Origin of the sequence: Desulfitobacterium chlororespirans DSM 11544 (assembly GCF_900143285.1) — a bacterium.
In the GTDB taxonomy this organism is placed as follows: domain Bacteria; phylum Bacillota; class Desulfitobacteriia; order Desulfitobacteriales; family Desulfitobacteriaceae; genus Desulfitobacterium; species Desulfitobacterium chlororespirans.
In genome coordinates this window covers 108,301-127,145 of record NZ_FRDN01000009.1, presented here as the reverse complement: position 1 = coordinate 127,145, position 18,845 = coordinate 108,301, and the positions used below count along the sequence as shown (strand labels likewise).

The 18,845-nt window shown below is 47.9% G+C and carries 19 protein-coding genes; 17 read left to right on the top strand and 2 right to left on the bottom strand.

Annotated elements, in window-relative coordinates; translation table 11 throughout:
* Positions 1-76 precede the first annotated feature (76 nt).
* The 9 genes from BUA14_RS15030 to ytfJ all read left to right on the top strand — a co-directional run bounded on the left by BUA14_RS15030 (position 77) and on the right by ytfJ (position 8,642).
* Positions 77-418: a hypothetical protein gene (locus tag BUA14_RS15030; protein ID WP_005811059.1), complete on the top strand. Its 342-nt coding sequence runs from the start codon at positions 77-79 to the stop codon at positions 416-418.
* 138 nt (positions 419-556) lie between these two features.
* Positions 557-3,178 carry a CBS domain-containing protein gene (locus tag BUA14_RS15025; protein ID WP_072773356.1) on the top strand — a complete coding sequence of 874 codons (2,622 nt, stop codon included), beginning with the start codon at positions 557-559 and terminating at the stop codon, positions 3,176-3,178.
* On the top strand, positions 3,166-3,810 hold the full coding sequence (locus tag BUA14_RS15020; protein ID WP_072773355.1) for a site-2 protease family protein: 645 nt from the start codon (positions 3,166-3,168) through the stop codon (positions 3,808-3,810). Before BUA14_RS15025 ends, BUA14_RS15020 begins: the two co-directional genes overlap by 13 nt.
* A 38-nt stretch (positions 3,811-3,848) precedes the next feature.
* Positions 3,849-4,829 carry a tryptophan--tRNA ligase gene (trpS, locus tag BUA14_RS15015; RefSeq protein WP_072773354.1) on the top strand — a complete coding sequence of 327 codons (981 nt, stop codon included), beginning with the start codon at positions 3,849-3,851 and terminating at the stop codon, positions 4,827-4,829.
* On the top strand, positions 4,826-5,611 hold the full coding sequence (locus BUA14_RS15010; RefSeq protein ID WP_072773353.1) for a segregation and condensation protein A: 786 nt from the start codon (positions 4,826-4,828) through the stop codon (positions 5,609-5,611). The genes trpS and BUA14_RS15010 overlap by 4 nt, the downstream gene beginning before the upstream one ends.
* Positions 5,612-5,614: 3 nt before the next feature.
* Positions 5,615-6,169, top strand: coding sequence for an SMC-Scp complex subunit ScpB (gene scpB, locus BUA14_RS15005; protein ID WP_072773526.1), 555 nt, complete (start codon positions 5,615-5,617; stop codon positions 6,167-6,169).
* A gap of 202 nt (positions 6,170-6,371) precedes the next feature.
* Entirely contained in the window at positions 6,372-7,358 is a 987-nt protein-coding gene (locus BUA14_RS15000; RefSeq protein ID WP_072773352.1) for an arsenic resistance protein, read from the top strand.
* Between the two features lie 82 nt (positions 7,359-7,440).
* Positions 7,441-8,091, top strand: a complete 651-nt coding sequence (locus BUA14_RS14995; protein WP_072773351.1) for a DUF2953 domain-containing protein — start codon at positions 7,441-7,443, stop codon at positions 8,089-8,091.
* 101 nt (positions 8,092-8,192) lie between these two features.
* Positions 8,193-8,642, top strand: coding sequence for a GerW family sporulation protein (gene ytfJ / locus BUA14_RS14990; RefSeq protein WP_072773350.1), 450 nt, complete (start codon positions 8,193-8,195; stop codon positions 8,640-8,642).
* A gap of 159 nt (positions 8,643-8,801) precedes the next feature.
* Here ytfJ and BUA14_RS14985 read toward each other — a convergent pair whose 3' ends face one another.
* Complete coding sequence (locus BUA14_RS14985; RefSeq protein ID WP_072773349.1) at positions 8,802-9,293, bottom strand: hypothetical protein; 492 nt, start codon at positions 9,291-9,293, stop codon at positions 8,802-8,804.
* A gap of 287 nt (positions 9,294-9,580) precedes the next feature.
* Here BUA14_RS14985 and BUA14_RS14980 point away from each other — a divergent pair, with 287 nt between their 5' ends.
* The 5 genes from BUA14_RS14980 to BUA14_RS14960 are packed head-to-tail and all read left to right on the top strand — an operon-like array spanning position 9,581 to position 13,708.
* The gene (locus tag BUA14_RS14980; protein WP_072773348.1) at positions 9,581-10,162 is read left to right on the top strand and encodes a nucleoside recognition domain-containing protein; all 582 of its coding nucleotides are present in this window, start codon (positions 9,581-9,583) and stop codon (positions 10,160-10,162) included.
* Positions 10,159-10,698, top strand: a complete 540-nt coding sequence (locus tag BUA14_RS14975; RefSeq protein ID WP_072773347.1) for a spore maturation protein — start codon at positions 10,159-10,161, stop codon at positions 10,696-10,698. The genes BUA14_RS14980 and BUA14_RS14975 overlap by 4 nt, the downstream gene beginning before the upstream one ends.
* A 42-nt stretch (positions 10,699-10,740) precedes the next feature.
* Positions 10,741-11,532 (top strand): glycosyltransferase family 2 protein, encoded by a 792-nt coding sequence (locus BUA14_RS14970; protein WP_072773346.1) that lies wholly within the window; start codon positions 10,741-10,743, stop codon positions 11,530-11,532.
* Complete coding sequence (locus BUA14_RS14965) at positions 11,502-12,917, top strand: ArnT family glycosyltransferase (protein WP_072773345.1); 1,416 nt, start codon at positions 11,502-11,504, stop codon at positions 12,915-12,917. The genes BUA14_RS14970 and BUA14_RS14965 overlap by 31 nt, the downstream gene beginning before the upstream one ends.
* Before the next feature lie 17 nt (positions 12,918-12,934).
* Positions 12,935-13,708 carry a pseudouridine synthase gene (locus BUA14_RS14960; protein WP_084078662.1) on the top strand — a complete coding sequence of 258 codons (774 nt, stop codon included), beginning with the start codon at positions 12,935-12,937 and terminating at the stop codon, positions 13,706-13,708.
* On the opposite strand, the gene BUA14_RS14955 is transcribed toward BUA14_RS14960, so the two are convergent.
* Positions 13,709-14,221 (bottom strand): hypothetical protein, encoded by a 513-nt coding sequence (locus BUA14_RS14955; RefSeq protein WP_072773343.1) that lies wholly within the window; start codon positions 14,219-14,221, stop codon positions 13,709-13,711. It lies immediately after the preceding gene.
* Positions 14,222-14,494: 273 nt separating this feature from the next.
* On the opposite strand from BUA14_RS14955, the gene BUA14_RS14950 reads away from it, so the two are divergent.
* The 3 genes from BUA14_RS14950 to BUA14_RS14940 all read left to right on the top strand — a co-directional run bounded on the left by BUA14_RS14950 (position 14,495) and on the right by BUA14_RS14940 (position 18,777).
* Complete coding sequence (locus tag BUA14_RS14950) at positions 14,495-14,956, top strand: hypothetical protein (RefSeq protein WP_072773342.1); 462 nt, start codon at positions 14,495-14,497, stop codon at positions 14,954-14,956.
* A 141-nt stretch (positions 14,957-15,097) separates the two neighbouring features.
* Positions 15,098-16,756 carry an L-lactate permease gene (locus BUA14_RS14945; protein WP_072773341.1) on the top strand — a complete coding sequence of 553 codons (1,659 nt, stop codon included), beginning with the start codon at positions 15,098-15,100 and terminating at the stop codon, positions 16,754-16,756.
* 353 nt (positions 16,757-17,109) lie between these two features.
* Positions 17,110-18,777: an L-lactate permease gene (locus BUA14_RS14940; protein WP_072773340.1), complete on the top strand. Its 1,668-nt coding sequence runs from the start codon at positions 17,110-17,112 to the stop codon at positions 18,775-18,777.
* Positions 18,778-18,845 lie beyond the last annotated feature (68 nt).

Here is an 18,845-nt window from a genome sequence, read left to right as displayed (position 1 = left end):
GTCATTTCCTGTAAACAAAGGTATAATATTTGAGGCATTCCTAGATAGATATAGGATACAAAATGGAGGTTATTGGATGGATAAGTTGTTCGAGAAGTTGAAAGAGTATTTACATATGGATGATGAGATTCCCTTTGATGAGTTCTCTCAATACTATAAGAGCCTGATTGAATGTTTAAATACCACCTTTGAGGAAATGGATCAAGATACCCGCATCAAAGGCCGTTATGCCTGCTCAATCGTTCAGGCTAATGCAGAATCCCGGGAAAAGCGGGAAAAGAAGAATGCCAAAGCCTTTAAGAAGATCAGTGCCAAAACCGCTTTTTGGATGAATGCCATTAACTACCGGCTGCTTAAAGAGGGTCTGACTCAAGCTGAGATCGATCAAGCGATGGAAGCTATTAATGACAGTATTTAATACACGGGAAATCTGCAAAGCACTTCGTACGCGAGGTGCTTTGCTTATGGGTGTTCCTTTTCTTGCTGGAGTTGCCAGATAAATGATATAATTATGGTTAATCTTTTGTAGTGAGAACGAATGATAAGGAAGTAAACTATGATTGTCATATTAACCCATCGCCAAATGGATTTTGATGCTTTGGCATCCATGGTCGCTGCCCAAAAGATTTTTCCGGATAGCCTGATGGTCGTGGATGGGAAATCCAACCCTTATGTTCAGGACTTTATTGCCTTGGCCAAGGACAGGCTGCCTTTTTCCCGCCCCAAGGATGTGGATTGGGCCAAAGTGGAAAAGATTGTCTTGGTGGATACCCATAATTTGCAGCGGGCAGCGGGGATTAAGGAAGGGGTATTTGATCAGATACCCCTTGTTATTTATGATCATCATCCTTATTATGGCTCTCTTACTGAGGAGATGCATATTGAAAGCATCGGTTCCTGTACCACGTTGCTCATTGAGGAGCTTAGAAAAATGGCCGTCCAGCTCAGCCCTTTTGAGGCGACACTTCTTGCTCTGGGCATCTATGATGATACAGGCAGTCTGCTTTTTGAAAGTACTACAGTGCGGGATGTTAAAGCCGTCGCCTATCTCCTTGAACAAGGAGCGAATTTGGGAGTTGTGGCGGAATATCTCCGTAAACCTTTAATTGAAGAGCAAAAAGAACTTCTGCAGCAGCTCCTGGATAATGGGAAGACTGAGGATTTCCGAGGTCAGCCTGTCTATATTTCCTGGGCAGAAAGCGAAGACTATGTGGGCGGTCTTGCCCTTTTAGCTCATCGAGTGGGAGAGATGGAAGGGGCGGAGACTTTATTTCTGGTGGTTCAGATGGAGAACCGCGTCTATCTGGTGGGACGCTCCCGGGGACGGGGGATTGAAGTCAACCGCATTACCCAGGCCTTTGGGGGAGCGGGGCATACCCGTGCTGCTTCAGCTACTGTGAAACATGCTTCCGTGGCTGAGATTCTCAAGCAACTCAGGGGGGAATTGGCACAGCAGGCTCACCGTGTTAATCGGGTCAGAGATATTATGAGCTATCCGGTTAAAACCGTATCTCCGGAGATGAAGCTCAGTGAGGTAGAGCAGATTCTGCTTAAATATGGTCATACAGGGGTGCCGGTAGCCCAGGAAGAAAAACTGGTAGGCATCATTTCCCGCCGGGATGTGGATAAAGCCATCAAGCATGGGCTGGCTCATGCTCCGGTCAAAGGATTTATGACCAAGGATGTGGTGGTTGTGGATGCCGATGCCAGCTGGGAAGACGTGCAAAGGACCATGGTTCAGCATGATATCGGCAGGGTTCCCGTTCTGGAAGAAGGAAAACTGGCAGGGATCGTTTCCCGTTCCGATATTCTGCGCATTATTCACGGCAGCGCCGTTCCTACGGAAATGTCACTGACCCGCCATCGCAGCTTAGCGATGCGGGAAGATATCCTGCGCTTGTTTGAGGAGTTGCCGGAGCAGATCCGCTCTTTGTTGGCAGCAGCTCAGCAGGTAGCCGATCAATTAGAGTATTCCGTATTTGTCGTTGGGGGATTTGTACGGGATATCCTGCTTAAGGTGCCTACTCAGGACTTGGATTTTGTCATTGAAGGAGACGGACATGCCTTTGCCCGGGCTCTTGCTGATCAGCTTCAGGACGCTCAAGTGGTATTCCATGATCAATTTGGCACCGCCCGTTTGGATTTCGCCGACGGCTCCCACCTGGATGTAGCCAGCTCACGCCGTGAAGATTATTCTTCCCCCGGTGCACTGCCCCAGGTGGAGGAATCTCGTTTGCGGGATGATATGTTCCGGCGTGATTTTACCATCAATGCCATGGCCATAGCCATTAACTCCGTCCGCTATGGCGAGCTGGTGGATTATTATGGGGGCTTAAGAGATCTGAAACAAGGAGAAATCCGTTTTCTTCATAATCTCAGCTTTATCGAGGATCCTACCCGCATTCTCAGGGCTCTGCGTTTTGCCGGCCGTTACGGTTTTCGCCTGGCTAAGGAAACACGGGAGGGACTTTATACGGCTTTGGATGCAGGTGTCTTACAGAAACTAAGTAGCGAACGGTTCACCGAAGAATTCATGCATATGCTTTCTGAATTGAAGTTTGGAGTTATGGGAGAATCCCTGCTTCTTATGGGCGTGCTCCGCAAGTGGTTTAGTGCCGAACTGCCCTGGGATTTTACTCATCCGGGGCTGAATCAAGCCATTTCTCCGGAAAGAAAATGGCTGATCTGTCTGCGCAGGATGGACAGGTCCCAGTTTGCGAGCATTGAGGAAAAACTTCGTTTAGCCAGGGAGCTCAAGGGGATAGCCTATAAATTCTTTGACATTATGGATGGACTTCTATCCTTAGGCATAGGAGAAGAAGGTTCTGAAGCTTCTTCATATGCCCGGGAAAAGATTTCTTTAGTGAGTTTGGATCAGTATCTTGAAGGTATACCGGCCATCCTTATGGAAGTTCTGCTCTGGGATGAACGATTCCGGGATGCTTTGACAGCCTATACGGATGCAGTCAGGGCTATCCGCCAGACCGTGGATGGCATGACGTTGCGGCAATGGGGGGTTAAAGAAGGACCGGAGATTGGCCGCATTCTTAAAGCTGTCCGCCTGGCTTGGCTGGAAAGCAAGCTGCAGACAGAGGAAGAAGAGAAGGAATTTGTGCTGGGGTTGCTAACGACTGGCTTGTCAAACCGACCGAAGGGGGAAACTACGTGTTTAACTTAACCACCATCATAGCCAACATACCTGCCTTACTTGTGGGGTTTGCCTTTCATGAATATGCTCACGCCTGGGTGGCGGATCGTTTAGGAGATCCGACTCCCCGCAGCCAGGGACGTTTAACTCTGAATCCCTTTGTCCACCTGGATATCTTTGGTACCCTCATGGCTGTACTTTATTCCTTTGGCTGGGCTAAACCGGTCATGACCCAACCTCACTATTTCAAAGGGAATAAAGAGCGGGGAAGAGTGCTGGTGTCCGTTGCCGGTCCTCTGGCCAATCTGTTGGTTGCTTTTATCGCTATGATGCTTTGGATCTTAACCCTGGCCTTCCTGAAGGATTCGTCCTGGATCGGCACAATATCGACTATATTCATGTCCCTGGTGATTATGAACTTGGGTCTTGGGGTGTTTAATATTCTGCCGATTCCGCCTTTAGATGGTTTTTCTATCTTAAGAGGGGTTGTTCCCGGGCGGTACAGCAAGGTTCTTGATACCCTGGAGACTTACGGTATGTTCATACTGGTTATAATACTATTTACCAACTTTTTGGGAGTAATACTGCAGCCTGCAGTATCCGGCCTTTACGCTTTTTATCGTGATACCGCTTTGTTTTTGTTGTCACCTTTTATCGGCTAAAGGCAATGGAAAACCTAGAACTGAAAGGGGTTTTATAAGTGAAAGGTAGAATTTTTAGCGGCATGCGCCCCACGGGGAGCCTGCATATTGGACATCTCAGTGTCATCCAAAATTGGGCCGCACTGCAATCGGAATATCAAAGCTACTATGGCATTGTGGATCAGCATGCTCTGACCACGGGTTATGAGGATGGCTTGGATTTTGGCGCACTTATCCGGGAGATTGCCCTGGATTGGTTGAGTGTGGGCATTGACCCGGATCAGTCGGCGGTTTTTGTCCAATCTCACATTAAGGAACATGCGGAATTGCATCTGCTTTTATCGATGATTACCCCTCTATCCTGGTTGGAGCGGGTACCGACCTATAAGGATCAAATGCAGCAGTTAGGCAAAGAAGGAGGCAAGGATATCGCAACTTATGGTTTCCTGGGCTATCCGCTTTTACAGGCTGCCGATATTCTGGTGTATAAGGCGAATGCCGTACCGGTGGGAGAAGATCAAATCCCTCATATAGAGCTGTGCCGCGAAATTGCCAGACGCTTTAACCACCTCTATGGTCCGGTTTTTCCTGAACCGAAGGCTCTGATCGGCAAAGTTCCCCTGTTACCCGGTGTCGATGGGCGTAAAATGAGTAAAAGCTATAATAATACCATCTCCTTAACGGCTTCCACAGCAGAGATCAAAGAAAGGGTTCAGCAGATGGTGACGGACCCAGCCCGCTTGCGTAAAGATGACCCGGGTCATCCCGAGGTTTGTGTAGTCTATAAATTCCATGAGGTGTATACACCTGAAGTCGCCGAAGTTGAGGAAAACTGTCGCGGAGGCAAGATCGGCTGTGTGGCTTGTAAGCGTCATCTGGCCGAGAACCTTGATAAGCTGCTGAGTCCTTTCCGTGAGCGCCGTGCCGCTTGGGAAGAGCCTGGTAAGGTTGAGCAGGTTTTAGAGCAGGGGGCTGAACAAGCCCGCCAAGTTACCCAGGAAACCATGAAAGAAGTTCGTCACGTGATGGGGCTGAGATGAGCAACGGGTCATCGGTAAGCCATAGTGCCAATACCGCCCCTTATGTGGAGCTGCCCGCATTTCAAGGTCCCATGGATCTGCTTCTGCACCTGATCCAGCAGGAAAAAGTGGATATTTACGATATTCCCATTGCCAGGATCACGGATCAATTTATCCAGGTCGTACGTCAGATGGAAGATCTGGATATGGAAGTGACCACTGAATTTCTGGTTTTAGCTGCCCAGCTTCTCCAGATCAAGTCCCGCTACTTGCTGCCCAAACCGGTTAAAGATGTGACCGTCGAGGAAGAAGGGGATCCGCGCCAAGAGCTGGTGGAACGGCTTTTAGCCTACCGGGCTTTTAAAGAGGCTGCGGAAACTTTGGGAGAGATTCAAATATCTTCCGGGCAACGGTACTTTCGTGAGGTGGATGTGGAGGGGCTGCGCAGTCAATTCACTCCGGCAGATCCTTTGGAAGGGATTCATTTTGAGGCCTTATGGCACGCTTTTCAGCGGATTATTGAAAGAGCGGAGCAGGGGGAAGAGATCAGGACGGTGGAACCGGATGAAATCCCCATTGAAGTGATGGTCAATGATGTACTGCGCCGGGTCATCCTGCATCCCCGCGGCCTGCGCTTCAGTCAGTTGATTCGGGGCACCAAACGTATGGAGATTATTGTTTCTTTTTTGGCTTTACTGGAGTTGCTGAAGTCAGGAAGAGTGCATTGTGAACAAAGCTCACAAAACGAGGAGATTTTTGTATTTCCTACAGAAAAAGCTTGGGAGTTTACTGAAGGGGAGTAGATGATGCTGTTTCGGGAAAGAGAAATTGCGGGAGTCGAAGCGCTGTTATTTGTTGCCGATAAACCTCTGACCAAGGAGCGTTTAGCAGAGATCCTTCAGTTAAGCAGTGAGGATATTGCTGAAATACTGTATGACCTTAAACAGCGCTACGCTGCACCCGTCAGCGGGGTTACCCTTATTGAAGTCAATGAAGGCTATAAGCTGGGAACCAAACCGGAGATGTCCGCTTATATAGAAACCCTTTATCATCAACCCTCCCAGGGACTATCGGGAGCGGCTTTAGAGGTGTTGGCCATCATTGCCTATAAGCAGCCCGTCACCCGGGGTGAAGTGGATTTTATCCGTGGGGTGCAATCCGATCGCTCCTTAGGGACTTTGGTGGAAAAAGGTCTTGTGAAAGATGTAGGACGCAAGGAGGGGCCGGGCCGGCCGATTCTTTACGGTACCACGGAACAGTTTCTGATTCATTTTGGACTTAAATCCCTGGAGGAGCTGCCGGATCTGAATTTTGAAAGGTTGCGGGAAGCAGCTCTGGCTGTGGACTTAACTGAAGACTAATGTGTGAATGGGTGAACCTTTTGGGGCTCACTCATTTTGTTTATGCCGCTTTTGCGGCTGCTCAGTCCAGGGTCATACTGCATAAAATTATGAACTAAATGACTTACAGCCTATTGATTTAACAAGACAATCGTTATATTATACCCCTAGGGGGTATAATATAACGATTGTCTTGTTAAAAGAGAGGGAGGCTGAATAAAGGGTGAAAGAAAACAAGTTAAGCTATTTAAAACAATGGTTTTTTTGGCCATCAAAAAATATTGTATTGGTAATTCCCCTAATCTTGCTCGCCGGTTTTCTTACAGGAATATGGATAGATACTGGTTCGTTGAAACAGATGATTTTACCGATCACGATGCTCATGATCTATCCGACAATGATCGGCTTTAGGGGCAGAGAGGTATTTAATTTTAATCATGGCAAGCTGCTTCTGACAGTTATGGGTTTAAACTTTTTAATTATTCCGCTCATAGCCTATCTTTTAGGGACGGGCTTTTTGCTGGCGGAACCGCAGCTTTTTGCCGGACTGGCGATTACTGCTCTGTTGCCGACGAGCAATATGACGATCGCTTTTACGATGTTAGCGAAAGGGAATGTACCGGCATCGATAAAGATGACAACTACCGGATTATTGCTGGGTTCATTTTTGGCCCCGTGGTATCTTTATCTGATGGTGGGCAAGTATGTTCCGGTCGATATACTTCTGACTCTTAAAACCATCGCTCTAGTCATATTGATTCCGCTGATTTTGGGGATGCTGACTTATGATTTACTCATGAAAAGGTACTCACAGGAACAGTTCCAAAAAAAGATCAAACCCTATTTACCTGCCGCCAGCACTTGGGGACTGCTTCTCATCATCTTTATTAGTATGAGTATGAATGCCAGGCGCATCCTTCAACACTTAGATGTATTTGCGATAGCTTTGGGGGTACAGCTTCTTTTTTATGGGGCCAACTATCTGTTGTCAATACTTGTAGGGCGTAAGCTTTTTAAAGAAAAAGATGCCTTGACTCTGGTCTTTTCTACGGTACTGCGCAATCTCTCTATTTCCATCGGACTGGCTGCCACAGCTTTTGGTGCAAATGCAGCCTTGATGGTTTCATTGGCCTTTCTGATTCAAGCGCAAGCCTCGGCTTGGTTTATTAAAATCAATGAAAAACGGAGCTTTTTTGAAAAACCGGCTTAATTGCTGAAGAAATTTAGTGGTGGTGAATAAAAAGTAACTTTTCGAAGCAACCTATACTCTTAGGATAATACGCGGGGGGATAATGGTGCAGATTCTTGCTCTTCTGGTTGCGATGTTTATTTGGTTAATGATGATCCTGTGGATCAAAGCATCCTTGGATTTTCGCTATTCCCGCATTGAGGAAAATGACGATCTGGAAATTAATCTTTCCGCTCTGGGCGGTTTCTGGAAGTTTCGGCTCAGTATTCCGACGATTAAGCTGGAATGGGAAGAAGGGCCTAAAATTGCGGCAGAGCAGGAAGCCCAGGCACCCACGGGTGAAACCAGGAAAGCCGTTCAGCAATTGAAAATGCGTTATTTCAAGAAGAGTTTTTTCTATGAACTCTTTCCCAATATTCCTTCCCTGCTGATCGCTTTTAGCCGTCTTAAAAAGAAGTTTTATCGGGGAATCCATTGTACAGAGTACGACTGGAAAATCGAATATGGTCATGAAAATCCTGCCAAGACGGCTTTGGTATCAGGGAGTTTCTGGGCAATGCTGGGCTATTCTATGGGAAGAATGTATAACCAGGTGACCATGGATGTTCAGGAACCGCGGATTATGGTGGTGCCTCAGTTTAAGAAGCCGGGTTTTCGCTGCGCTATTCAAAGCAGCTTCAATTTACGGATTGGCCATATCCTGTTGGTGGGAGCTGAATTGGCCAGGCTGATATGGCGCAGAATCAGAAAGTAGGGTTGAGAGCCGCAGCGCTTACAAAAACTTTAATGCATAGTTTTGGCGAAAAAAGACCATATTGTTATTATCAATGATTAAGTTTAAAGGGGTGGATAGCTATGGGGAATCATCCCATTGAAGCTTTAATGAAAAGTGCTATGGAAAGTATTCAAGCCATGGTTGATGTGAATACGATTGTCGGCGATCCAGTTGAGTCCCCGGACGGTTCGGTCATTATTCCTGTTTCCCGGGTGTGCTGCGGATTTGCCGCAGGTGGGAGTGAGTTTGCGCCTCCTGAAGGGGATCGGGACGAAGGAGATAAGAAGGATCAAGCGGCCGCTTTCCCCTTTGGCGGAGGCAGCGGCGCCGGGGTGTCGGTGCAGCCGGTAGGATTCCTGGTGGTGGGACACGGCCAGATACGTCTGTTGCCCATTGATCACAATGTGGTGATCGATCGCCTGTTTGATGAGATTCCGAATTTAATGGATAAGATATCTAATATGGTGAAGAAGGATAAATCCAATGATCAGGTAACCAAGGAAGATATCATTATCGTGGGTGAGCATTGATCACTCAGGGGGGCCATTATCCATCTGAATAGAGGACAGCAGCGCCTGAGCGTCTAAAGACCTGCTAACTCAAGTCAAGGGGGTGCCGCACTACGTTTGTAAGTAAACGTTTTGCGGCACCCCCTGCTCATCGCCCTCTTTGGTTATTTGGTGACTGTCTTACGGCAACAGCCGTTCAGCACCAGGATAAAGCACTTCCCCTTTGTTGTTCATAATAGTGATATCCTCTTTACGAAGAATCGCCTGTTGTGTACCTGCCTCCGCAACCTCTTCCACAATTAAGTCCGGAATAGCGTCGAGCGTCTCCTCTTTGAGCTCTTGTTCTACAGCCAGCGTAACGGCGCAGGAAAGAATTTCAGCAGCATCCCCACTCGGTTCAGCCGCTAAGTGAATACGTACCTTGTCACGGTCTGCTGCTATTTTATCAGCGATTAGCCCTTCCAGAAGGGTTTGTTTTTCGAGTATCCAAAGTAGATCTTCTCCATTCGCACTCATAAGCGGAGGGATAACTTTACTTTGTCCATTGGGCAAAACTTCAGTCATTTCCACTTTAACCCCTGGTACTTGCGCCGGCTGTTTTACGATAAAACCGACGGCAAGAAATAGTATAATGCACAGAATAGAAACGATTACTTTGGGCGATTTCTTCATCGAAACATTACCTCACTCATTAATATTCACATTAACAATTAACATGTGCCTTATTATTCGTTCTAAAGCTGAGCGAAACTTGCCTAAAGATTAGTGTTTTATTCGGCCAGATAAAGTTAACCTAATTATTCTATAATTTTCCTTAAAGATCAATGTTAAAGGTGGATTGTGATAAATCCACATAATCCGGCTCACGTAAGTGCATGTGAAAAACGGGACCTGTCCCTCTGATTCAAGGTCTAAATCCCATCATGACCACATAGATATTGACTTAGGGAGGGGAGGACATGGTCAATGCCATCTGGTTGTTTATGCTGGTTACGGGCATTATCGTGGCTGCCCTGAATGGGAGGATAGACACAGTCACAGAATCAGCGATGAAAGCAGCAGAATTGGGTGTGGAGACAGCGTTTGGCCTGATTGGAGTCATGAGCCTTTGGCTGGGACTCATGAAGCTGGCAGAGGAAGCTGGCTTCGTAAGAGCCTTGGCCCGTTTTTTTGGACCGGTGATTCGCCGGCTTTTTCCGACCATCAGGGAAGATAGTCCAGCCCTGGGGGCGATCATTTTGAACCTGAGTGCCAATGTTCTGGGCCTGGGGAATGCTGCCACACCTTTTGGGCTGAAGGCCATGCAGGAGCTGCAAAAGGAGAACCCTAACCCGGACACAGCCAGTCCGGCGATGATCACTTTTCTGGCTTTGAATACCTCCTGTATTACCTTGATTCCGGCCACCATCATCGCCGTGCGGCTGAAGGCCCAATCAGTTCATCCTACGGAGATTATCGGTCCGACAATTTTTGCTACAGGGTGTGCCATGACGATCGCCATTCTGGTGGATTATCTGATTCGGCGGAGGTCAAGATCATGAGCTTTATTGCAGAAATCTCCCGTTGGGCCATTCCTTTGCTGCTTTTGTTCATTCCTTTGATCGCTTTTCTGCGCGGAGTACCTGTGTATGAATCTTTCGTCACAGGAGCGGAAGAGGGCTTTAAAACCGCCATCAAAATTCTGCCTTTTCTGGTGGGGATGCTGGTCTCCATCCGTATTTTTGTGGATTCAGGTGCCTTAGAGATTCTGGCCGGATTATTGCAGCCCATCTTTATGATCTTTGGCTTGGATTCCGATCTCACGGCGATTATACCTCTGGCGGTTATGCGCCCCCTAAGTGGTTCAGGAGCCTTGGGAGTGGCGACTCAATTGATCAATCAGTATGGACCGGACTCCTTTATTGGCCGTTTAGCCTCCACTCTTCAAGGGAGTACGGACACCACCTTTTTTGTCCTGACCGTCTATTTCGGTTCGGTAGGAATCAAAAAATACCGCTATGCTTTGAAGCTGGGCCTTATGGCGGATCTGATCGGGTTGATCGCTTCTCTGTGGATTGTCCATAGGATGTTTTATTAAAGCGGTTCATGAGCATACTAAGGAGGATAAGGAGGCCTTAGTATGCTTTTTGTTGTGTTGCCCGCTTACAATGAGGAGGCAGGTCTGCAACCGCTCCTTGATGATATAAGCAAGGCCTGTCAGGGGATTCCCCTGCAAATTATTGTCGTCAATGACGCCAGCACGGATCATACCCTGCAGATTGCCCGGGATTATGCCCTAAATAACCCGGAGGTTCAGGTTCTGTCCCATACCCGGAACAAAGGGCTGGGGGGCAGCTTGATGACAGGGTTTAAGCACGTCTTTGCCCAGAGGAGAATGTTAGGGGAACAGTCTGGTGAATGGATAGGGCATGATGATGTTATCCTGACCATGGATGCCGATAATACTCATCCGGCAGAGCGTATTCCTCTTATGGCGGAGCTGATTCAGCAAGGGGCGGATCTGGTCGTGGCCTCACGCTATGCTCCCGGCGGCAGGCAATACGGTCTGAACCCATTGCGGCAGATTCTCTCCTGGGGAGCAGGCCAAGTCATGACCCTGTTTTTTCCTGTGGAGGGACTGCGGGACTATTCCTGCGGGTACCGGGCTTATCGGGCCTCAGCCTTGGAGAGTGCTTACATAATCTACGGGGAAGAGCTCATTGAAAGTCGCAGCTTTGCCGGAATGGTGGAGCTTTTAGTGAAGGTAGCGAACTATTGCCGGGAGATTCGGGAGATTCCCTTCGACTTACATTATGAGAAGAAACAAGGAAAAAGCAAAATGAAAATCTTAACCACTATTATGGGTTATTTTGCTTTAATCCTGCGCTTAAAGAAGGAAAAATGGGGTTGGGTGGAATGGGTAGGCGAGTAAATGGCATCTTAGTTCTTATTTTGATTTTGGGAGCGGTGCTGCGCTTCAAAGGAGTCACCAATCCCTATCTGGATGATCAGGGTTGGCGGCAGGCAGATACTGCAAGTATGGCTTTGAATATGCTGGGACATCTGGGGGATTTCCCTGATGTCCTTTTTCCTATGCTTAATTATGATGGCGCAGGCCCCCAGCCTGTGGAACTGGAGTTCCCATTCTTTCCCTACCTTCTGGCCTGGACTTGGACCTTGTTCGGCTGGCAGGATCTATGGGGGAGATTGTGGGGAATCTGCTTCTCCCTGCTTACCATCGGCGGAACCTATCAATTTGGCAGGCTGGCTTTATCTGAGAGAGCAGGCTTATGGGCGGCAGCTTTTTATGCCTTCCTTCCTTTAACCACTTACTATGGCCGGGTAGTTATGCCGGAGCCTGTGGCTCAGGCCTTCAGCATCTGGGCTTTAGCCGCCATAGTGTCCTGGCGGAACAATCCGACCCGAATGCAGTTGTGGGGGGCTTCAATTCTGATGGCGGGGGCGGTTTTGGCTAAGCTGCCCCAATTGATGATTTTTCCGGTGGCTTTGCTGCTGGGCTTTTATCCATTGCAGAAAAAAATCGGGAAACTAGGACTCTACAGCTTTTTATCTTTAGTTCTTCCTATGCTATACTATAGCTGGGTTCATTTCGGGGCCGGGGAGGCCAGTCAATTTGTCTCCGGGATCCTCTCCCATCAGGTTATGGAAGGCTCCGGAGGCTATGGGGAAATTCTTTATAAAAACTTAAAATCCGGATTGGGCTTGCCGCTGCTCTTGGCCTTAATGGGACTAGCCCTGATGATTCAAAAGAAAGCTCTCAAAAATGAAGGGTATCTTGCGCTGCTGTTATGGGCTGGGATCAGCAGTGTTTATCTGGTGGTCATCTGCCTGAGGATTCCTCTGGATTATTATCTGATTCCCATAGCCTTGCCGATCGTGCTATTGGCCGGATACACCCTGGATGTCTGGGGCGGGGATAGGGAAGGGAATGGAGTTCCTGCCTTTGTGGTGGGAATAGTGCTGATTGGATTGCTTTGGGTCAACCAAACTTTATATTATGGGTCAAAATATCAATGGAATGAGGAGCTTCTTACCCAGGCTCAGTGGCTTCGTCAACATACAGAAGCCGATAGTGTGCTGGTTTTAAGCGGTCCTCCGCCTATGACCTTATATTATTCCCAACGCTATGGCTATCGCCTAATCCGTGATGACTCACAAGCCTGGGAGGATTTGCAGAAGATACCCGGGGATTATTTGGTTGCTCTTCCCGACTCCCGGGGGGAGGATTTTTGGGAACAAGTAGAAAGTGCTTACTCTCAGGTCGGCCCCGGCGTGTATCAATTGAACGGGAAATAATAAGCTTTTAGGAGCGATTGGATTTGAATAGAAAGAATGAACGGGGTACGCCACGGCAGGAAGAACGCCTGCAAAAGGTCCTGGCCCAGGCCGGGATCGCTTCCCGCCGGCATGCTGAAGATATCATTGTCCAGGGGAGGGTTCAGGTCAACGGGGAAGTCATCCGGACCTTGGGAACTAAGGTCGTGTCCACGGACCGGATCGTCGTGGACGGCCGGCCCCTTCCCATTCCTCAAAAAGACTATGCCTATTATCTATTGCATAAACCCACCGGGTATATCACCAGTGTTACCGATCCCCAAGGAAGAAAAACCGTGATGGAACTCATGGAAAAAATCTCTCAGAGAGTTTATCCGGTGGGCCGCCTGGATTATGATACCTCAGGGCTGCTCCTTCTCACCAACGATGGGGATTTGGCTCACCGTTTAATGCATCCTTCCTATGGTGTTGAAAAGACCTACCGGGTAGAGGTGGGGGAGAAGATACCTGAACAAGCCTTAAAGCGTTTAGAAAGAGGAGTCCTTCTGGAAGACGGCAAAACAGCCCCAGCCCGTATAAGAGAAGTTTCTCCAAAGGGCCGGGGCTCTGGTCCTGCCTATGAGATTACCATTCATGAGGGACGGAATCGACAAGTACGACGAATGTTTAAAGCCATAGGTTTCCCATTAAGTGCCTTAAAGCGGATGCGTTTTGGCCCCTTGGAGTTGGACCCGTCTCTGGCGCCGGGGGCATTCCGCACCCTGTCCAAAACGGAAATCCAACACTTGCGCCAGGCGGTAAAACTTGCCTGACTAATGGGGCATATGCAGGGCGTGGTCAAGGGATTTATTCCATTTTTCAATATCCCGCCCTCCAAATTTTTGCAGGGCATTGGCGACGGAATTGACTTTTTCCTGCTCGGTGGTGATCAGGACAAGAAAATGTCCTGTTCTTACCTCATATTCATAATGACGGGCGCGCTCAGGGCTAAGGCCATAGCTTAACAAAGCTTCCACTAAGCCTTGCCCATGAGGACGGTGGAGAAGGTCATTGGCCAGGGGGCCGGCTACCACACATTCCCCCAGATTGGGAATATCCATAGGCGGAGCTTGAACCAACCAAGCGTTAAAGCGGTCAAAATTAATTTCCGGCGGTACAAAAGCCAGCTCGTTGGCAACCTCTTCTTTGAAATCACCTTGATGAAGATAGCCGGCCCGGACAATAACCGAAATATTGCTGTTGGCTAAGGATTCCCCTTGGATTTCTTCTACAGCTTCTTTGGTTTGTTGGGGCCCTTTAAATACAGCAAGAATCGTTCTGCTCATTTTTATCCCCCTTCATGATTTTTGTTAGTATATCCATTGAACGGGACTTCATTCAGAGGGGATTCAGCCCCTGCTGAAAGTCAGTCAGATTAGTTTAATGTAAACGGCGCGCCTCACATGAAGAGGAGAAGGAGAATTTGAAACCTTGCCGAATTAAGAGGTAAACTTGATAGTTCAAGATCAGCGGATGGGCACCATCAGGGGTTTAGGCGTTAGAGTATCCATTAAAGATTGATTCATAGAGCATAACTAAGTGTGGCAGGGAGATGAAGAATGAAGATTCGTATTGGAAATGAAGTGCTGACAGAACATATCCGGGCCAGAATCCGTTTGGATTTTCGTGGGGAAGGGAAGAGCGGGCGTTTTATATTCGGAGGGAAAACCCAGGAAGAAATAGCTGAACAGGTCCGTGAGCAGGAAGTCGCCTTACTGAGAAATGTACCCATGCAGGGAATATTCCTTGAAGACATCGACGTGAGCCTTGATTTGTATACTGTCACTGAATCCGATGGACGGCGCAAACGGGAGGTTGCCTACGCCCCCATTATCTTAACACTAAGGCTGGAAAACCTGGACGATCTGCTCCCCTTCACTGTGAAACCGGAATTCCGTAAAATTGAATTTCTCAGCCCGGAGAACCTGCAGATTCACCGGCTGGATGTGGAACGGCTTTTCTTCCGGGTAAGCCAATCTATCCAGGAGGAAGTTAAAAAAGCAGAATTGCGCTTTCAGTAAAAATAAACCCAGTTGAGGACTGGGTTTATTTTTTTGCTTATTTTGGGGACTGTGTATGATATTTTCTCAAGAATTGCTAATAATAACCTTTGAACATCACTATTCAACAAGTATCTCAAAAAAGAAAGGTGGAATTCATACATGCCTTGGACTCACAACTATTCTGCTTTAGGAGGAAGTATAGCACTGACAGCTTTAGTTGTTTCGATCCCTATTTTCTTCCTCTTATGGGCACTGGCCATTAAACGTATGAAAGGACATATTGCGGGTATGTCGACCCTGCTCATTACCCTTGTCATTGTTGTCCTTGTCTACAAGATGCCGATCTCCATCGCTCTTTCAGCAAGCCTTTATGGAATTCTTTATGGGCTATGGCCGATTTCCTGGATCGTGGTTACCGCAGTGTTCTTATATAATTTAACCGTTGAGGCCGGCCAATTCGATGTCATTAAAGGCTCTATCTCCTCAATTTCCAATGACCGGCGGATCCAAGCCTTATTGGTGGCGTTCTGTTTTGGGGCTTTTTTAGAAGGAGCTGCCGGGTTCGGTGCACCTGTGGCTATCTCAGCCTCGATTCTGATCGGCTTAGGCTTTAACCCACTCTATGCAGCAGGGCTTTGCTTAATTGCCAACACGGCGCCCGTCGCCTTTGGCGCCATTGGCGCACCAATTATCGCAGCCGGTGCAGTCACCGGCATGGGGGATTTTGTCATTTCCCAGGCGATAGGACGTCAACTGCCTTTCCTATCGGTGATCATCCCTATCTATCTGGTTGTGCTTATGTCCGGTTGGAAAGGAGCAAAGGAGGTTCTTCCGGCAGCTCTTGTGGCAGGGATATCCTTTGCCGTTGCCCAGTGGTGGTCCTCTAACCATCTGGGTGCCTATTTGCCGGATATTATCTCTTCTTTGTTCTCCTTGATTGTCCTGACCTTGTTCCTGCGTGTATGGAAGCCTAAAAATAACTGGCGCTTCCCTCATGAAGAAGGTAAAGAGGAAAATGTGGTTGCGCAAAGATTTACGGCAGGGCAGATTATCAAAGCCTGGTCGCCTTTTGCCATACTCACTGTCCTGGTGGGAATTTGGGGAACCCCCGGGTTCAAGACTTGGGCTACCAATGCAGGGCTTTACGTCAATATAGCTCATTGGCCGGGATTGGATGGGCTGGTCTATAAGGCGGCTCCCATTGTCGCCAAGCCGACCGTCTATGCGGCAGCCTATAAATGGGATTGGTTTTCTGCCGCCGGGACAGCCATTTTAATCTCTGCCATCATCTCCATGTTCATTCTCGGGGTTAGCCCGGGAAGAGCCTGGAAGGTCTTTGTCAAGACACTTAAACAATTAACCTTTGCGATTATCAACATTGCTTCTGTTCTAGGGTTCGCCTACTTAGCCAACTATTCAGGGCTGTCCTATACCTTGGGTCTGCTCTTTGCTTCGACAGGTTCCCTGTTCCCCTTCCTGTCTCCTGTATTGGGATGGCTGGCAGTGTTCCTCACCGGTTCGGACACCTCGGCCAATGCCTTGTTTGGTAAATTGCAGCAGGTCACCGCCGAGCAGATCGGAGTCAATCCGGTCCTGACTGTAGCGGCCAACAGCTCCGGCGGGGTTGTGGGCAAGATGATTTCTCCCCAGTCCATTGCGGTGGCGGCGGCGGCCACATCCCTGGTGGGGAGGGAGTCAGAGCTGCTGCGGTTTACCCTCAAGCATTCCCTGATTCTATTGCTCGTCATATGTATTATGATTACTCTGCAGGCCTATGTGGTTCCGGGAATGATCCCGGTGATCACGGCTGGGCCGTAAAGGGAAATATTATATATAATTAAAATCAAGAGCGTCGGAAAGGAAGGGGAGCCATCTCCTTCCTTTTTAGTTGGAAACTTATAAAAGATTCCAAATTGAAATTCTATTCGACATAGTAAGTGAATTTATTCTTTTAGTTGCTTTTCTATTGCAAATGATGCGAATTTAACATACAATTACCCCTGGAGGTCAGGCCAGAGTAAAGTAAAACTCTTGGTCCGACCATTAAAATTGGCCTACTTGGCCTGACCATACTATGATAGGAGGAATTAAACAGAACATTATAAAAAATAAGAATATTTAAATCAAATTAACAAACGCACATAAATTATTCTGAAAGGTGGATTTAACTCATGCCATGGACACAGGATTACGCAGCACTTGGCGGCAGCCTTGGCTTAACTGCACTTGCTGTTTCAATTCCCATCGTATTTTTATTTTGGGCTTTAGCCGTAAAAGGTATGAAAGGGTATGTCGCAGGACTGATTACCCTTGCTATAAGCATTGTGGACGTTATTCTTGTTTATAAAATGCCGGTGACTCTGGCCCTTTCTGCTACGGCATATGGTATGCTTTATGGACTCTGGCCCATTGCCTGGATCGTTATTACCGCAGTTTACTTATACAATTTGACGGTCGTGTCCGGTCAGTTTGACATTATTAAAAGTTCTATCGCTTCCATTTCCGATGACCGTCGTCTGCAGGCTCTTATTGTCGCTTTCTGTTTTGGAGCCTTCCTGGAGGGTGCCGCCGGCTTCGGAGCTCCTGTAGCTATTACCGGTGCTCTGCTCATCGGTCTTGGCTTTGACCCCATCAAGGCAGCCGGACTTTGCCTGATTGCCAATACCGCTCCTGTGGCCTTCGGTGCCATCGGTGCACCCATCATCACTGCAGGTGCAGTCACCGGCATGGGTGACTTTGTTATCTCCCAAGCCGTAGGTCGCCAGCTTCCTTTCCTCTCCGTCATCATTCCTCTCTACCTTGTTGTTTTGATGGCTGGTTGGAAATCTGCTAAAGAAGTAATGCCCGCTATTCTTGTTACTGGCTTTTCTTTCGCCGTGGCTCAATGGTGGTCTGCCAACTATCTGGGTGCCTATCTTCCCGATATCATCTCTTCTTTGTTCTCCTTGGTGTGCACTACGGTCTTCCTGAAATTCTGGAAGCCTAAAACCATATGGCGTTTCCCTCATGAGAGAGGTACCAAGGAACCCGAAGTTAAGAAATACACCGGAGGTCAAATTGCCAAAGCATGGTCTCCCTTCGTTATTCTTACTGTCATGGTGACCATCTGGGGAACCCCCTCATTTAAAACTTTCATCCTTGATAAATTGCACCTTGTCCTGAAATTCAGCTGGCCCGGTCTTGACGGCATGATCTATAAAGCAGCTCCCATCGTGGCTAAACCTGCCGTCTATGAGGCCATCTTCAAATGGGATTTCCTGTCTGCCGGAGGTACGGCCATTCTCATCGCTGCCATTATCAGCACCTTCATTTTAGGAATCAAACCGTCTACAGCGGTCAAAGTCTTCGGTGATACCCTGAAGCAATTGATGTATCCTGTTATCAATATTTCTGCAGTACTTGGCTTTGCGTACCTGGCTAACTACTCCGGCCTTTCCTATACCTTAGGATTATTCTTTGCTTCCACCGGTGCTTTCTTCCCTGTTCTTTCTCCAGTATTGGGTTGGTTAGGTGTATTCCTTACCGGTTCTGATACCTCGGCTAATGCCCTCTTTGGTAAACTGCAACAAGTTACCGCAGAGCAGTTGGGCATGAATCCTGTACTCACTGTGGCAGCTAACAGTTCCGGTGGTGTCGTAGGCAAAATGATCTCGCCTCAATCCATCGCCGTGGCAGCAGCGGCTACCACATTAGTCGGCCGCGAGTCCGAGCTTTTCAAATTTACAGTGAAGCACTCACTGGCCATGTTGGCAGCTGTCATTGTTATTATTTGTCTGCAAGCTTATGTGGTGCCCGGCATGATCCCTGTTATTGCTGATGCCGCCGCCTTCCTCCATTAAGATTGAAGCATTTATAGAGTAGACAACTTATTTCAAATAAGTTATATTAAAAATATTATGAATCAATA

Coding starts and splice junctions, on each gene's coding strand:
- BUA14_RS14980 (WP_072773348.1), top strand. CDS start 9,581: ATGGTCAATGCCATCTGGTTGTTTATGCTGGTTACGGGCATTATCGTG.
- BUA14_RS15030 (WP_005811059.1), top strand. CDS start 77: ATGGATAAGTTGTTCGAGAAGTTGAAAGAGTATTTACATATGGATGAT.
- BUA14_RS14970 (WP_072773346.1), top strand. CDS start 10,741: ATGCTTTTTGTTGTGTTGCCCGCTTACAATGAGGAGGCAGGTCTGCAA.
- scpB (WP_072773526.1), top strand. CDS start 5,615: ATGCTGTTTCGGGAAAGAGAAATTGCGGGAGTCGAAGCGCTGTTATTT.
- BUA14_RS14955 (WP_072773343.1), bottom strand. CDS start 14,221: ATGAGCAGAACGATTCTTGCTGTATTTAAAGGGCCCCAACAAACCAAA.
- ytfJ (WP_072773350.1), top strand. CDS start 8,193: ATGGGGAATCATCCCATTGAAGCTTTAATGAAAAGTGCTATGGAAAGT.
- BUA14_RS14975 (WP_072773347.1), top strand. CDS start 10,159: ATGAGCTTTATTGCAGAAATCTCCCGTTGGGCCATTCCTTTGCTGCTT.
- BUA14_RS14950 (WP_072773342.1), top strand. CDS start 14,495: ATGAAGATTCGTATTGGAAATGAAGTGCTGACAGAACATATCCGGGCC.
- BUA14_RS14965 (WP_072773345.1), top strand. CDS start 11,502: ATGGGGTTGGGTGGAATGGGTAGGCGAGTAAATGGCATCTTAGTTCTT.
- BUA14_RS14985 (WP_072773349.1), bottom strand. CDS start 9,293: ATGAAGAAATCGCCCAAAGTAATCGTTTCTATTCTGTGCATTATACTA.
- BUA14_RS14995 (WP_072773351.1), top strand. CDS start 7,441: ATGGTGCAGATTCTTGCTCTTCTGGTTGCGATGTTTATTTGGTTAATG.
- BUA14_RS14945 (WP_072773341.1), top strand. CDS start 15,098: ATGCCTTGGACTCACAACTATTCTGCTTTAGGAGGAAGTATAGCACTG.
- BUA14_RS14940 (WP_072773340.1), top strand. CDS start 17,110: ATGCCATGGACACAGGATTACGCAGCACTTGGCGGCAGCCTTGGCTTA.
- BUA14_RS15025 (WP_072773356.1), top strand. CDS start 557: ATGATTGTCATATTAACCCATCGCCAAATGGATTTTGATGCTTTGGCA.
- BUA14_RS15010 (WP_072773353.1), top strand. CDS start 4,826: ATGAGCAACGGGTCATCGGTAAGCCATAGTGCCAATACCGCCCCTTAT.